The organism is Nonomuraea bangladeshensis (genome assembly GCF_039529455.1).
Classification (GTDB): domain Bacteria; phylum Actinomycetota; class Actinomycetes; order Streptosporangiales; family Streptosporangiaceae; genus Nonomuraea; species Nonomuraea bangladeshensis.
The window spans coordinates 349,469-364,294 of record NZ_BAAAMV010000011.1 but is presented as its reverse complement, the minus strand read 5'-3'; the positions used below and the strand labels follow the sequence as shown (position 1 = coordinate 364,294).

Sequence of the window (14,826 nt, the reverse complement as noted above, 5' to 3'; positions counted from 1 at the left end):
ATGGCGATGATGGGAGGGGGCTTCGGCCCTCACGTGTGGAGCTCGTTGCGCCGCGACGAGTCGGTGGTCAGGCAGCGCCTGCGCCCCGGGATCGCGCGGCGCATCGCCGGTTACGCGCGCCCCTACACCAGGCAGATCGCGGCGTTCCTGCTGCTGGTGGTGGCGGGCGCGGTGATCGTGGTCGCCAACCCGCTGCTGATGAAGGCGATCATCGACGACGGCATCCTGCCCAAGCGCACCGGCGTGGTGATCTGGCTGGCCGTCGCCATCGGCGCGCTCGCGCTGGTGGACGCCGGGCTGACGCTCGTGCAGCGCTGGTTCTCCGCGCGCATCGGCGAGGGGCTGATCTACGACCTGCGCACCGAGGTGTTCGACCACGTGCAGCGCATGCCGGTCGCGTTCTTCATGCGCGCCCAGACCGGCGCCCTGGTCAGCAGGCTCAACACCGACGTGATCGGCGCGCAGCGCGCGCTCACCAGCACCCTGTCGTCGGTCGTGTCCAACGTGGTGAGCCTGGTCCTGGTGCTGGGCGCCATGCTGGCGCTGTCGTGGCAGGTGACGCTGGTCGCCCTGGTGCTGCTGCCGATCTTCGTGATCCCCGCCAAATACGTGGGCCGCCGCATGTCCGCGCTGACCCGCGAGCAGATGCAGCTCGACGCCGAGATGAGCTCGGTCACGACCGAGCGCTTCAACGTCGCCGGCGCCATGGTCGCCAAGCTGTACGGCCGCCCCGAGGACGACGCCGAGGTGTTCGGCGCGCGGGCCGCGCGGGTGCGTGACGTCGGCGTCCGCGTCGGCATGTACGGCACCGTCTTCCGCGTCGCGCTCGGCCTGGTCGCCGCGCTCGCCACGGCCCTGGTCTACGGCATCGGCGGCGTCCTGTCGGTCACCGGCTACTTCGAGCTGGGCACGCTCGTGGCCCTGGCCGCGCTGCTGATGCGCCTCTACGGCCCGCTCACCTCGCTGTCCAACGTGCACGTGGACGTCATGACCGCGCTGGTCAGCTTCGACCGCGTCTTCGAGATCCTCGACCTCAAGCCCATGGTGGCCGAGCGCCGCGACGCCGTGCCGGTGCCGGAGGGGCCGGTGACGATCGAGTTCGACGACGTGCGCTTCCGCTACCCGGCCGCCGAGGAGGTCTCGCTCGCCAGCCTGGAGTCGGTGGCCAGGCAGGACACCGGCCCCTCCCACCCGGTGCTCAAGGGCGTGTCGTTCACCGCCCGCCCCGGGCAGCTCATCGCCCTGGTCGGCCACTCGGGCGCGGGCAAGACCACGATCACCTCGCTGGTCTCGCGCCTCTACGACGTCGACGCGGGCGCCGTCCGGCTCAACGGCCTCGACGTGCGCGAGGCCACCCTCGCCTCGCTCCGCGACACCGTGGGCGTGGTCATGCAGGACCCGCATCTCTACCACGACACGATCGGGGCCAACCTGCGCTACGCCAGGCCGGAGGCCACCGACGAGGAGATCTGGGCGGCGCTGAAGGCCGCGCAGATCGGCGACCTCGTCGAGTCCCTGCCCGAGGGGCTCGACACCGTGGTGGGCGACCGCGGCTACCGGCTGTCCGGCGGCGAGAAGCAGCGGCTCGCGCTGGCCCGGCTGCTGCTCAAGGCCCCCCGCGTGGTCGTGCTCGACGAGGCGACCGCGCACCTCGACTCCGAGTCGGAGGCGGCCGTGCAGGTGGCGCTGAAGACCGCGCTGGAAGGCCGCACGTCGCTGGTGATCGCGCACCGGCTCTCCACGATCAGGGAGGCCGACGAGATCCTCGTCGTGCACGAGGGCCGGGTCGCCGAGCGCGGCCGGCACGAGGAGCTGCTGGCGCGCGGCGGGCTGTACGCCGAGCTCTACCGCACCCAGTTCAGCTCGTCAGGTAGCCCAGCCGGGTGAGCTCCTTGCGCGCCACCCGCTCCACCAGCTCCACGTCCTGGGGGCGGAGCCGGGAGCGCCAGGCACCGGCCGCGGCCTCGTGGCCGTACAACGCGACCTTCGGCACCCGCGTCTCCAGGTGCTCGGCGAGAGTGGCCGCCGCCTGCGCGGGGGCGCGCACCAGGTCCTCGTAGCGCAGGGTCAGGAGCTGAGCGGCGGGCAGGGAGCGGCGCAGCTCGGCGCTCAGCCGCACGGCGCTGCGCCAGCGCAGGGCGCACTTGCCCGCCGCGGGCATCTCCTTCCAGTGTTCGAGGTGCTCGTCCTTGCTGACGCCGAGGAAGGCGTTGGGGAACTCGGTGCCGCCGCTCAGCATCGCCGGACGGAACCACGCCAGGCAGTCGGGATCGGCGAGCATGTCGGCGGCGACGTCGCGGCCGTCGCGGACGAGCTGCACGAACCGGGCGTCGGGGAAGGCCTGCAGCAGCACCGGCGCGCTGTAGATGAGGTCGGGGCCGCCCTCGCCGAAGCGCACGATGTCGCCGGTGGCCACGCACGGCCCCGCGCCGGTGACGCCGCCCGCCTCGCGGCACGGCGCCGCGCACTCCCCGCACGAGCCGGGCAGCACCTGCCACGACTCGGCGAGCGCGTCCCGCAGCACCCGCACGGCCCCGGAGGTGCGGGCGATGGACGGCTTGCGGGCGAAGGCGTACAGCACGTGCGCCACGCTCGCCCGGCCCATCGTCATGTGGAAGCCGGGTGAGCGCTTGAGGGCGCGGGCCAGCAGTGCGGCGCCGGAGTGCGGTGCGCCCAGCAGGAACACCGGGCGGCGGACCTTGACGCCGTTGACGACGAGGATGTGGGGCGGAAGTCGCATACGCGACACAAGTGTGACACCGTTTGCCTGGTGAACGAGCCAACCGCGCCGCGGGCCCATGTCCAGGAGTTGATCGATGCAGCAAGCTGACCTGCGGCCCGGTGACACGGTCGCGATCGTCGCGCCCTCCGGCCCGCCCCACGCGACCCTGCTCAGGCAGGGCGTGGCGCGGTTGGAAGGGCTCGGACTGAAGGTCGTCGTGGGCGCGCACGTGCTCGACCGGCAGGAGCTCGACTACCTGGCGGGCGCGGACGCGGTCCGCGCCGCCGACCTGCAGTCCGCCTGGTGCGACCCGGCGGTCAAGGCGGTGTTCTGCTGCCGGGGCGGCTACGGCGCGGGGCGGCTGCTCGGCCTGCTCGACTGGGACGCCATGCGTGCCGCCGGGCCCAAGGTGCTGCTCGGCTCCAGCGACATCACGGCGCTGCACAACGCCTTCGCGATCGAGCTGGGCGTGTCCACCCTGCACGGCCCGATGCCGGCCTGCGAGCTGCTGGGCGGGGAGAACGGTCCCGAGCCGCTCACCTGGGCGAGCCTCCAGGCGGCCCTGTCGGGCGCGCAGGAGAGCGTGTACGGCGATCGGGTGCTGGTGCCCGGCCGGGCCGAGGGCGAGCTGTCAGGGGGCAACCTGTCGCTGCTGGCGTCCATGTGCGGGACCCGGTGGCAGCCGTCGTTCGAGGGGCGTCTCGCCTTCCTGGAGGACGTGGGGGAGGAGCCGTACCGGATCGACCGGATGCTCACCCAGTTGCTGCAGGCCGGGGCGTTCGACGGGGTGCGCGGGATCGCGCTCGGGTCGTGGGTGGAGTGCGGCGATCCCTACCCGGTGCTGCGGGACCGGCTGGCGCCGCTCGGCGTGCCCGTCCTGGCCGGGCTTCCGGCGGGTCACGGGTCGCCGCAAATGAGCCTCTGGCTGGGAAGACTTGGAGTTATCGATACCGAATCGTGCTCCCTGTCTGGTCCGGAGCGCGATGGGGAGCAGGCAACCTAGGAGGGACGAATCCGGAAGAAAGGGACAGCGCGCGTGAGCTTTTTCAAGCGAGAGCGAGAGCCCGCGCGCCGGCCCGACGCGGACGCCGACCTCGACTCGCTGCTCGCGCTGGTCGCCGAGTCCCGCGGCTTCACCTGCGAGTTCGCCGCCGACGGCGGCTCGCTCACGCTGCGCGGCGAGCCCACCCTGACCGTCCGGCTCACCGGGTTGCGCCGCGAGGCGGGACGGCGGGCCAGGGAGGACTGGCCCGTGCTGGTCAGCGAGCACCTGGCGCACGCCGTGGCCACCGCGGGAGAGCCCGCGGACCTGTGCGACCTGGAGCAGGCCGCCCCGCTGCTGCGCACCCGCGTGGAGTCGGTGGACGAGCTGGCCGACCCGGCCAGGATCGTCGGCCGCCACCTCAACGCCGACCTGGTGGAGCTGCTGACCGCCCACGGCCGCCCGGTGCGGCCCGAGGAGGCCGGGTGCTGGCCCGTGCCCACGGCGCAGGCGCTCGACCTGGCCGTGGCGAACGTGCGCCGCGAGGAGCGGCTGCCGGTGGAGTCCATCGAGCTGTCCGGCACGCCGGTGCTCCGGCTCACCGGGACGGCGCCGTCGGCGGCCACTCACCTGCGGTGGCTGGCCGACTACCTGCCGGTGCCGGCGGACGGCGTGCTGGTGGTGCTGCCGGATCCGTACACGCTGCTCGTGCACCCGGTGGACGGGATCGGCGTGGTGCGCGCCATCGAGCGGCTGCGCGTGCACGCCGCCCGCACCGGCGGGCTGAGCCCGCAGGTGCACTGGTGGCACGGCGGGCGGCTGACCCTCATCAAGGCCGACATCGTCATGAGGGGCGGCCAGACCCGCCTGGTGGTGGCCCCGCCGCCGGAGTTCGCGCGAGTCCTCGCCCGCCTGGCGGTCTGAAGGCTCAGCCGGTCACGTACTGCCGCAGGTGGGTGGCGGTGAGCGTGTCGCCGTGCGCGACCAGCTCGGCCGGGGTGCCGGTGAAGACCACCCGGCCTCCGTCGTGACCCGCGCCGGGACCGAGGTCGATGATCCGGTCGGCGTGCGCCATCACGGCCTGGTGGTGCTCGATGACGATCACCGAGTTGCCGTCGTCGACCAGCCGGTCCAGCAGCCCGAGCAACTGGTCCACGTCGGCCAGGTGCAGGCCGGTCGTGGGCTCGTCCAGCACGTACGTCGTCCCGCCCCGCGCCATGTGGATGGCCAGCTTGAGCCGCTGCCGCTCGCCGCCGGACAGCGTGGTCAGCGGCTGCCCCAGCCCGAGGTAGCCGAGGCCCACGGCGGACATCCGCTCCAGGATGCCCTTGGCCTGCCCGGTGGTGAAGAACCCGGCGGCCTCGGCCACGGACATGCCGAGCACGTCGCTGATGTTCTTGCCGCGCAGCGTGTACGTCAGCACCTCCGGCGTGAAGCGCCGCCCCTCGCACTTCTCGCACACCGACGCGACCTCGGCCATCATCTGCAGGTCGGTGTAGATGAGGCCGATGCCCTTGCACGCCGGGCAGGCGCCCTCGGAGTTGGCGCTGAACAGGCCGGGCTTGACCCCGTTGGCCTTGGCGAAGGCGGCCCTGATCGGGTCGAGCAGGCCGGTGTAGGTGGCCGGGTTGCTGCGGCGCGAGCCGCGGATCGGCGACTGGTCGGCCACGACCACGCCCTCGCGGCCGGCGATGTAGCCGTGGATGAGCGAGCTCTTGCCCGACCCGGCCACCCCGGTGACCACGGTCAGCACGCCGAGCGGCACGTCCACCGTGACGTCGCGCAGGTTGTGCAGGCTCGCGCCCTCGATCCGCAGGTGGCCCGAGGGCGTGCGGGGCCGCTCGCGCAGCCGGGCCCGGTGGCCGAGGTAGCGGCCGGTGAGCGTGCCGGAGGCGCGCAGCCCGTCGAGGTCGCCCGCGTAGCAGACCTGCCCGCCGCCGCTGCCCGCGGCCGGGCCGAGGTCCACCACGTGGTCGGCGATGGCGATCGTCTCCGGCTTGTGCTCGACGACCAGCACCGTGTTGCCCTTGTCGCGCAGCCGCAGCAGCAGCTCGTTCATCCGCTGGACGTCGTGCGGGTGCAGCCCGGCGGTCGGCTCGTCGAAGACGTAGGTGACGTCGGTGAGGCTGGAGTTGAGGTGGCGCACCATCTTGACCCGCTGCGCCTCGCCGCCCGACAGGGTGGCCGACTCGCGGTCCAGGCTGAGGTAGCCGAGGCCGATGCCGGTCAGCGAGTCGAGCGTGGCGAGCAGGCCGTCGAGCACCGGGCCGACGGCCTCGGCGGACAGGCCGCGGACGAACTCGGCGAGGTCGTCGACCTGCATGGCCGAGCACTCGGCGATGTTGCGCCCGGCGATCCTGGCCGAGCGGGCCGCCTCGTTGAGCCGGGAGCCGCCGCAGTCGGGGCAGGTGGTGAGCTTGAGCGCCCGGTCGGCGAAGGCGCGGGCGGCCGGCTGCATCGACTCGCGGTCCTTGCCCAGGTAGCCGCGCCGGACCCGGACGGCGAGCCCTTCGTAGGTGAAGGTGTTGGAGCCGTACTTGATTTTGGTGGGCGGTTTGTGGAGCAGGTCGTCCCACTGCTGCGGGGTGAAGTCCTTCAGCTTCACGGCGGGGTCGTAGAGGCCGGAGCCGGCCAGGACCTGCCAGAGCCAGCTGTCCACCGCGTGGCCGGGGACCTTGACGGCGCCCTCGTTCAGCGACAGCTCCCTGTCGACCAGCGCGTCCACGTCGATCTCCATGGTCTTGCCGAGGCCCTCGCAGGCCGGGCACATGCCCTCGGCCAGGTTGAAGCTGAAGGCGGAGGCGGAGCCGACGTGGGGGACGCCGACGCGGCTGAAGATGATGCGCAGCATGGTGTGCGCGTCGGTGGCGGTGCCCACGGTGGAGCGGGCGTTGGCGCCCACGCGCTCCTGGTCGACGATGATGGCGGCGCTCAGGTTGTGCAGGGCGTCCACGTCGGGGCGGGCCTGGCTCGGCATGAAGCCCTGCACGAACGCGCTGTAGGTCTCGTCGATGAGCCGGCGCGACTCGGCGGCGATGGTGTCGAAGACGAGCGAGGACTTGCCCGAGCCGGACACTCCGGTGAAGACGGTGAGCCGGCGCTTGGGGATGTCGAGGGAGACGTCCTTGAGGTTGTTCTCCCGGGCGCCACGGACCTGGATCAGGTCGTGGCCGTCGGCGGCGGTGTGGTCGTGGCGGTGCGTGGGAACCACGGGACCCCTTTGTCGGCGAGATTGCTTAGGGCGTAAGGAGTTAGCCGGGACAGCGTACATCGTCCCGGGAGCTCCGTGTGCGGCGTACAATGTACCGTACGCCATACGCCCAAGCGCTCAGGCGGACAGGGGGTTCGCGTGCCGGTGGTGCAGGCCGATCACCGGGATCTCGTGCAGGCTGCCCGAGTACAGGAACTGGGTCATGCCGATGAGCAGCCGCCGCACGTCCTCCTGGGGGCGCACCACCAGGCGCAGGAACTGGCTGGTGGTGCCGAGCTTGTTGCCGCACTCGCGGACGTAGACGCCGTGCTCGGTCAGCAGGTGGTCGCGCAGCGGCACCCCGTCGTGCCCCGGCGGCAGCTTGACCAGCAGGAAGTTGCCCTGCGAGGCGTACACCGACAGCCCCGGCATGGTGCTGAGCTGCTGGAACATGGCCCGCCGGTCGCTCGACAGCCGCCGCAGGCTCTCCTGGTACTCGGCGCCGAACTGCTTCATCATGAACACCATGACCTCGGCGAAGGAGTTGAGGTTCCACTTGGGCAGCGCGTCGCGCACCCGCCCCGCCAGCGCCGGGTTGGCGACCATGTAGCCGAAGCGGACGCCGTGCAGGCCGAAGTTCTTGCCCAGGCTGCGCAGCACGATCACGTTGGGCCGCACCGCGGCCTCGGCCGCCACGCCCGGACAGGGCTCGGCGTCCACGAACTCGCCGAACGACTCGTCGATGATCACCAGGTCGAGGTCGATGAGCTCGTCCATCAGCCGGACGACCTCGTGCTTGGGCAGATAGCCGCCGTCGGGGTTGTTCGGGTTGCAGATCACCGCCACGCGCGAGCCGCGGGTGCGGACGAACGAGACGTAGTCGGCCACGTCGAGGGCGAAGTTGCGGCTCTCCAGCAGCGGGTACATGTCGACCCGCTTGCCCGTCTCCAGCGGCTGGTCGGTCCACCGGCCGAAGGTCGGGATCGGCACCGCCAGGCTCTCGCGCACCAGCAGGTGGTCGATCCAGGTGATCAGCTCCGTGGAGCCGTTGCCCATGGCGACCGTCTGGGGGTGCAGCCCCAGCGTGGCGCACAGCTCGGCGGTGATCGTGCCGGCGTCGCTCGGATAGAACTTGAGTATCGTCTCCAGATTCCTCCCGAGGTGCTCGAAGATCTCAGGCGTCGGGAAGTACGGGTTGCACGGTATGCAGAAGTCCACTGGTGCGCGCTCTCCGGCCGAGCCGCGCAGCAGTGAGAAGTACGACGGGCTGTGCGCCTGTGTACGCAGCAGGCTGAGCTCCACGACACCTCCATGGAACACCACGTGTCCGATGTGTGGAGATACGCGCTACTTGCCGCAGTGGTTCATGACGACGCGCGGGTCCTGGTCAGGGTCAGGATCGCGATGTCGTCGCGCGGTGGCGCGCCGGTGAAGCTGCGCACGTCCGCGCCGACGGTCTCGGCCAGGCGGCGGGGCGGATGCCTGGCCCACGTACGCAGCCGCGCCGCCAGCGGGTAGAACGCGCCCGCGCTGTCGCGGGCCTCGGTGACGCCGTCGGTGCACAGCAGCATGGTCGCCCCGGTGGGGAAGGCGAACCAGGCGACGGCACGCGGCCCGGGAGCCAGCCCGGCCAGGCCGAGCGGCACCGCGGGCTCGCCGAGCGCGGCCTGGTAGGCCCGCCCGTCGTGAATGATGTATGGGGCGATGTGCCCGCAGTTGACCGCCTCCACCACCGGGCCGCGGCGGATGTCCAGCACCAGGGCGGTCACCAGGCGCTCGGGCTCGCCACCACGGCCGGCGCCCAGGTTGTGCCGGGTCACCGCCGACTCCATCGCCTCCACCACCCCGATCAGGGTGGCCTCGCGGTAGGCGGCCTCGCGGAAGGCCCCGAGCACGGCGAGCGCGGTGCCGATCGCGGGCAGGCCCTTGCCCTGCACGTCGGCGATGAGCAGGCGGGTGCCGTGGGGGGAGGCGGCCACCTCGTACATGTCGCCGCCCACCATCGCGTCCTCCTCGACCGGCTGGTAGAGGCCGTCCACCAGGACGTCGCCGCTGCGCAGGGGGAGCGGGCGGACGATCTGCCGCTGGAGCGCCGCCGCGGCCGAGCGCAGCCGGTAGACCTCCTCCTCGCGGTGCACCCGGTAGCGGCAGCTGATCACGGCCGCCACGCCGAACAGCGCCGCGAACCCCGCGGCGAGCAGGTTGTCGTCCAGGTCGGCCCCGAGGTAGGCGAGCGTGCCGCCCATCACCAGCACCACCCACACGGACGCGAACGCGGTCTGGCGCACGTTGCCGAGCCCCGACACGATCGAGGGCAGGAAGACCAGGAGGGGCAGCAGGCGCACCGCCGTGCTGGTGAGCGAGTCGAGGGTGATCAGCGCCACGGTGACGCAGACGAGCACCGCCACGAACACCGGCATCGGCAGGGAGGGGCCCACGCGCCGCCGTTCACCGCCATTCGCCACGGCCGTCCCTCATTCCGCGCCGTCGTTCCTCCGTCCCGGTGGTCGTGCCCAGCTCGGCGGGTGCGGAAAACAGCGTGAGCGGTCCGGGCGCGAACAGCAGCCGCGCTATTACCCGCCATTCCTATAAGAAATTGTCCGCCGATCGCCCCGCCGTCATGGGCGGGTTGTGCAGCCCTGATATGCCCGCGACTACGGAAAGTAAACGTCTGTGACTCGCATGAGGCGACATGTCGGTTTTGATAAGGATTTATCAGGTGCAGAGGGTTAGCCGAGTGTGACGATTTCTCGTCACGGAACGCATTGACAGAAGTAAATGATCTTGTAAATATCTGTGTTACCGCATTCCGAAAAATAACCGCGAGAAAGGGGAACGTGTACATGGGCGAACCCGGCACGTTGCAAGACCGCGAGTGGACCCTGTTGCCGGCCGCGGTCGTCAGGACCGCCGGGTTCCCCTGGGAGCTCGTCCAATCCCTGGCCTGCCCCAGGGCCGCGGAGACCGCGGCCGCCGTCGCGCTGCTGGAGACGCGGGCCCTCGGCCTGCTCGCCGTCGCGCCCGCCCGCCGCGCGGCCCGTCCGTCCGGCCCGCACGCCGGCCGGACGGACGCCCCCCGGCTGCCGCGCGGGCTCCGCGGCCGCCTGCGCCGCCTGCGGCCCCTGCCGCCCGGCACCCCGGGCCCCGAGGACTGGCTCGCCGACTGGAACCACGTCACCGGCCTGCTGGAGGAGGCGAGGCTCGCCCTCGCCGAGGTGGTCGCCGCCGACACCGCGCTGACCAGGGCGGCCGTCGCCGGCGTCGCCTCCGACGAGCGCTTCCTCGACGCCCTGGTCTGCTCCGCCCCCGCCGCCTACCGCGAGCTGCGGCGCGGCCCCGCCGATCCCGCGAAGCTCGCCTCCCACGTGCAGCGGCTGGCCACCCGGGCCGCCCCGACCGGCTTCCACGCCCCCACCGGCGCCGCCCGCGTCGAGCCCGCCCTCCCCAGCGGCTACACCTGGGCCGGATACCGCGAGCTCGCCGGCCGCCACGCCTACCCCGCCGCCCGCGTCGGCGAGGCGCTCCAGCAGCGCCTCCTCGCCGACCCCGCCGTCGTCGCCGGGCTCGTGCCCCGACTGCGCGCCGGCGCGACGCCCCCGCGCGACGCCGCCGCCTTCGCCGCCCGCTGCGACGGCCGCCGCACCGTCGCCGAGATCGCCGCCGACTGCGGCATCAGCATGGAACGGGCCTCGGCCGCGCTCGCCGTCGCGGTGCGCCGCGGGCTGCTCACCCACGACCTGTGCCCGCCCGCCACCGTCCCCGACCCGGTCGGCTGGCTGCTGGCGCGGCTGCCCGGCGACGACGAGCCCGCCGTCCAGGAACACGGCCTCGTGGCCGCCCGCGGCGTGCCCGCCCAGGAGCGGCGGTGGCCGCTCGCCGGCCCCCGCGCCGCCGGCAGCGCCGACCTGCCCGTCGCGCGGCGCGTCCGCGAGATCGCCGGCCTGCTGGAGCACTACCCGGCCGCGGCGCCCGAGGTGAAGCTGGCCGTGCAGAGCCGCATCGAGGCCCTCGCCGGCGGCGGGCAGCGGGCCGGGCGCGACGAACGCCTCATCGTGCACGAGGCCGCCGCCGGCACCCTCCGCCTCACCGCCGGCGGGCCGCTCGCCGCCGACCTGCGCGAACGCGTGCCCGCCGCGCTCGCCCTGCTCGCGGAGGAGGCCGAGCTGACCCGGCTGCGCACCAACCGGCTGCTCGCCGCCCGGCTCGGCGCCGGGACCTTCCCACTGGCCGAGGCGCTGGGCGCGGCCGGCGACCTCGAGGTGTGCCACGGCGACCGGATCGCCGGGCTCGTCCGCGCCGCGCCGGCCGGCGCCGCCGTCCTCGACCTGGCCGAGGTGGCCGGCGAGCCCGTGCCGCCGGGGGCGCCCGTGCTCTGCGCGGCCGACGTCATGGTGGCGGCGGCGTCGCTGGAGGCGTACGAAGAGGGTGTCACCCCGCTGGTCATCGACGCGCTCCACGACGCGCCCAGGCTCGGCCCGTGGGAGCCGCCGCCCGTCCGCGACGGCGCCGCGCTCGTCGCCGAACGGGACGCCGCCGTGGCCCGCGTGCTCGACGGCTTCACCGCGCTCAACGTCGTCGCGCCGCGCGCCGACGGCCTGCTCCCGCTGGAGCTGCCCGGCCCCGTCCTGGAGCACGGCGGCGCGACGGCCGGTCCCCGGCGGCGCCGCCTCGGACTCGGCGAGCTCTACGTCCACAGCGACGGCCACCGGGCCGTGCTGCGCGCCAAGGGCACCGGCGAGACGCTGATGTTCCACAACGGCGGGCCGGGCCCGGGCAGCGCCCTGCGCATCGCGCTCGCGCTGCCGGGGCTCCGCCCTCCCGCCCTGCCCTGCCTGCCCGCCCTGCCCCGCATCACCTGGGGGAACGTCGTGCTCGCGCGGCGGCGCTGGCAGCTCGGGCGGGCCGCGTCCGAGCCGCTGCGGCACGCCTCGGGCTCGGGCGAGCGCGACCTGCTGCTCGCCATGGCCCGGCTGCGCGAGGCGCACGACCTGCCCCGCACCTTCTTCGCCGCCGCCGGCCGGCACCCCCTCTACGTCGACACCCGCGCTCCCTCGCTCATCGCCGAGCTGGCCGCCCTCGCCGAGGCCGCCGGCGACCGGCTCACGCTCACCGAGGCCCTGCCGGGACCCGACGACTGCTGGCTGCGCGAGGGCGGGCTGCGCTTCGCCGCCGTGCTCCGCTGCGTCTACCTGCGGCCCGCCCGGCGTCCCGGCGCCGGGCCGTGCCCGCGTCCCCGTCCCCACCCCTGTCCCGGGACGGAGGAACGCGCCTGATGGACGTGCTCGTCGTGCCTCCGCTGGCGGACTTCACCACCGTGGTGGCGCCGCCCCCAGGGATGGCGCTCCTCGACCTCAACGAGCACCTCGTCCGGCGGCTCGCCGACCCCGCCCGGCTCCGGGCCGCCGCCGACCGGCGTCCGGGAGGGCCACTCACCGCGCTGATCGGGCGGGCGGCGGCCGCCATCCTGGCGCGGGGGGCGTACGACGACGCCCACGTACGGGCCGTCGGCGCCGCGCTGGGCCTGGCCGCCGATCCGGCCGTCCAGCTCGCCGTGGACGGGCTGGAGCTCACCGAGGGCAGCGAGGAGAGCAGCCGCGACCTGCTCGGCGCCGCCCGCCGGTGCGAGCTGTTCGCGCCCGAGATCGAGCTGGCCAGGGAGGTGACACGCGGGCGGCGGGCGCACCTCGTGATCGACCGCGCCGACCAGCTCCCGGCCGCGTTCGCGCTGGTCGCCGCCCTGGGGGAGGGCATGACCCTGTGCGGCCGCCACGTCGCCGAGCACCGGGCGGCGCTGCGGCGGATCCCCGAGCTCGCCGGGGTGAGATGGGACGCCTGGTCTCCCGAGCACCTGATCAGACCGCCCTGGTGCGAAACCGCCCGCGCCGGCACGCGGGCCACCTCTCCGGACGAATGGGCCCTGCAGGCCGGCGGAGGGGAAACCGTCAGGTGGGGGCGCGGGGATGTGGGGGCCGCTTCTCCTGACAGGTGGGTCCTGCGGGCCGGCGGAGGGGAAGTCATCGGCTCGGGACGCGGGGGCGTCGAGCCGGTGCGGTGGGTCGTGGGGGAGCGGCCGGTGCCCGGGGGCGGGGGGCCGTGGGCGGGGCGGCTGGACGTGGCGCGGGCGGCGGCGCTCCCGGGGGAGGCGCTGGCCCGGTGCCGGGGGCTGACGCTGATGCTCACCCGGGTCGACTTCCTGGGCGTGGCCACCGGCCTCACCGGCGGGGTCGCCGACCTGCGCCGCCTGCGGGCCGCGCTCCCGCCGGGCGTGCCGGTGACGGGCGAGCTGGCCGTGGGCGCGCCCGGCGTCAGCGCCGAGGCGGCGGAGGAGTCGATGGAGCTGCTGGCGGGCGGGCTCGCGGGCGTACGGCCGGCGGGGGTCCGGCCGTACCGGATGGGGGTGCGCGCGCCCTGGACGGCGGGCGAGGTGCTGATGCGGCCGCCCCGCGCGGGCCACGACCTGGCCCGGTGGGCGGAGTTCGACGCGCCGGGCGGCATGTCGCCGGACGAGGTCGCGATCCTCCTGCGGCGGTGGGTGGAGCGGCTGCCGGGGTTGCCGGCCGGGCGGCTGGCGGCCTGCTCCGTCGCCGGGCCCGCCGCCCCCGGCCCGCCGGGGGCCGCCTGGGATCCCTGCACGGAGGTCGTCGCGGGCGCCGGCCCGGATGGGCTGGGGCCGGGGACGTTCGCCGTCAACCTGCGTTCCGGCCGCTCGATCCGGCTGCACCACCTCCTGGTCGCCCCGGTCAGCCGCCTGGCCGCCGACCCGCACGCCCTCGACCACCTGGCCGAGCCCGCCCGCCGCCGCCTGACGGCCGAACTCGCGGCGGCCGGCTTCCTGAGGTAGTGGGGAGGGTCTGACCGGGCGCGGCACCGCGTCGGGCCCTGCGGTCGCGGGGAGGGCGTGACCGGGCATGGCGCTGCGTCGGGCACTCCGGTAGTGAGGAGGGGGTGATCGGGCGCGGCGCCGTGTGGGGCGCTGCGGTAGCGGGTGGGGGTGACCGGGGGGCGGCAGTGCGTCGGGCGCCGCCGTAGGGGGAGGGGGTGACCGGGCATGGGGGTGCGTCGGGCACCATGGAAGGCGTGACACTAGGCAGCACCATGGAGGCGTCACCCGGTGGGCTCGACGAGCTCGACGAGCTGGTCGGCCGGGGCGGGGTGGCGGTGCTGAGCGGCGCCGGGCTGTCCACCGAGTCGGGCATCCCCGACTACCGGGGGCCGACCGGGCGGGCGCGGCAGGCTGAGCCGATGACCTACCAGCGGTTCGTGGCCAGCCAGGAGGCGAGACGGCGTTACTGGGCGCGCAGCCACGTCGGCTGGCGGCAGATCGGGCTGGCCAGGCCCAATGCCGGGCATCGGGCCGTGGCCGCGCTGGAGCGGCACGGCCTGGTCAGCGGCATCGTCACCCAGAACGTCGACGGCCTGCACCAGGCGGCCGGCGCGGACCGGGTGATCGAGCTGCACGGCGGCCTCGACCGGGTGATGTGCCTGAGTTGCCGCGAGCGCACCTCGCGCGCCGAGCTGGACCGCCGGCTGCGCGAGGCCAATCCCGGCTGGGCGGCCACCAGCGACGTGATCAACCCCGACGGCGACGCGGTGCTCACCGACGAGCAGGTCGCCGGGTTCCGCGTGGTCGACTGCACGGGGTGCGGCGGCCTGCTCAAGCCGGACGTGGTGTTCTTCGGCGAGAACGTCCCCCGCCCGCGCGTCGACGAGTGCTTCGCCGTCGTGGAGAGCGCCCGGGCGCTGCTCGTGCTCGGCTCCTCGCTGGCGATCAGGTCGGGGCTGCGGTTCGTGCAGCGGGCGGCGGCGCGCGGCGTCCCGATCGCGATCGTCAACCAGGGCCCGACCGGCGGCGACGCCGACGCGGCGCTGCTCGTGGACGCCCCGCTCGGCGCGACCCTGACCGCCCTGGCCCGCCGGCTGGGTGCACAATAG

Annotated in this window: 10 protein-coding genes; 6 read left to right on the top strand and 4 right to left on the bottom strand. The window is 74.2% G+C overall.

Features of this window, described 5'->3' with window-relative positions; genetic code table 11:
* The gene (locus tag ABD292_RS36740) at nucleotides 1-1,887 is read left to right on the top strand and encodes an ABC transporter ATP-binding protein (RefSeq protein WP_344215700.1); all 1,887 of its coding nucleotides are present in this window, start codon (nucleotides 1-3) and stop codon (nucleotides 1,885-1,887) included.
* Here ABD292_RS36740 and ABD292_RS36735 read toward each other — a convergent pair.
* Nucleotides 1,859-2,740: a sulfotransferase gene (locus ABD292_RS36735; protein ID WP_344215698.1), complete on the bottom strand. Its 882-nt coding sequence runs from the start codon at nucleotides 2,738-2,740 to the stop codon at nucleotides 1,859-1,861. The two genes, ABD292_RS36740 and ABD292_RS36735, sit on opposite strands and share 29 nt — an antisense overlap.
* A 76-nt stretch (nucleotides 2,741-2,816) precedes the next feature.
* On the opposite strand from ABD292_RS36735, the gene ABD292_RS36730 reads away from it, so the two are divergent.
* On the top strand, nucleotides 2,817-3,725 hold the full coding sequence (locus ABD292_RS36730; RefSeq protein WP_344215696.1) for a S66 peptidase family protein: 909 nt from the start codon (nucleotides 2,817-2,819) through the stop codon (nucleotides 3,723-3,725).
* Nucleotides 3,726-3,758: 33 nt separating this feature from the next.
* Nucleotides 3,759-4,628 carry a hypothetical protein gene (locus ABD292_RS36725; protein WP_344215694.1) on the top strand — a complete coding sequence of 290 codons (870 nt, stop codon included), beginning with the start codon at nucleotides 3,759-3,761 and terminating at the stop codon, nucleotides 4,626-4,628.
* A 4-nt stretch (nucleotides 4,629-4,632) separates the two neighbouring features.
* Here the strand turns inward: ABD292_RS36725 and ABD292_RS36720 are convergent, their stop codons facing one another.
* The 3 genes from ABD292_RS36720 to ABD292_RS36710 form a co-directional block, all read right to left on the bottom strand.
* Entirely contained in the window at nucleotides 4,633-6,915 is a 2,283-nt protein-coding gene (locus ABD292_RS36720) for an ATP-binding cassette domain-containing protein (protein ID WP_344215692.1), read from the bottom strand.
* Nucleotides 6,916-7,032: 117 nt separating this feature from the next.
* Complete coding sequence (locus ABD292_RS36715) at nucleotides 7,033-8,196, bottom strand: pyridoxal phosphate-dependent aminotransferase (RefSeq protein WP_344215690.1); 1,164 nt, start codon at nucleotides 8,194-8,196, stop codon at nucleotides 7,033-7,035.
* A 62-nt stretch (nucleotides 8,197-8,258) separates the two neighbouring features.
* Nucleotides 8,259-9,359: a PP2C family protein-serine/threonine phosphatase gene (locus ABD292_RS36710; RefSeq protein ID WP_344215688.1), complete on the bottom strand. Its 1,101-nt coding sequence runs from the start codon at nucleotides 9,357-9,359 to the stop codon at nucleotides 8,259-8,261.
* 378 nt (nucleotides 9,360-9,737) lie between these two features.
* Between ABD292_RS36710 and ABD292_RS36705 the strand changes: the two genes are divergently transcribed.
* The 3 genes from ABD292_RS36705 to ABD292_RS36695 all read left to right on the top strand — a co-directional run bounded on the left by ABD292_RS36705 (nucleotide 9,738) and on the right by ABD292_RS36695 (nucleotide 14,826).
* Complete coding sequence (locus tag ABD292_RS36705; RefSeq protein WP_344215686.1) at nucleotides 9,738-12,167, top strand: lantibiotic dehydratase; 2,430 nt, start codon at nucleotides 9,738-9,740, stop codon at nucleotides 12,165-12,167.
* Nucleotides 12,167-13,735 carry a hypothetical protein gene (locus ABD292_RS36700; protein WP_344215684.1) on the top strand — a complete coding sequence of 523 codons (1,569 nt, stop codon included), beginning with the start codon at nucleotides 12,167-12,169 and terminating at the stop codon, nucleotides 13,733-13,735. The genes ABD292_RS36705 and ABD292_RS36700 overlap by 1 nt, the downstream gene beginning before the upstream one ends.
* Before the next feature lie 227 nt (nucleotides 13,736-13,962).
* Nucleotides 13,963-14,826 (top strand): NAD-dependent protein deacetylase, encoded by an 864-nt coding sequence (locus ABD292_RS36695; RefSeq protein ID WP_423448894.1) that lies wholly within the window; start codon nucleotides 13,963-13,965, stop codon nucleotides 14,824-14,826.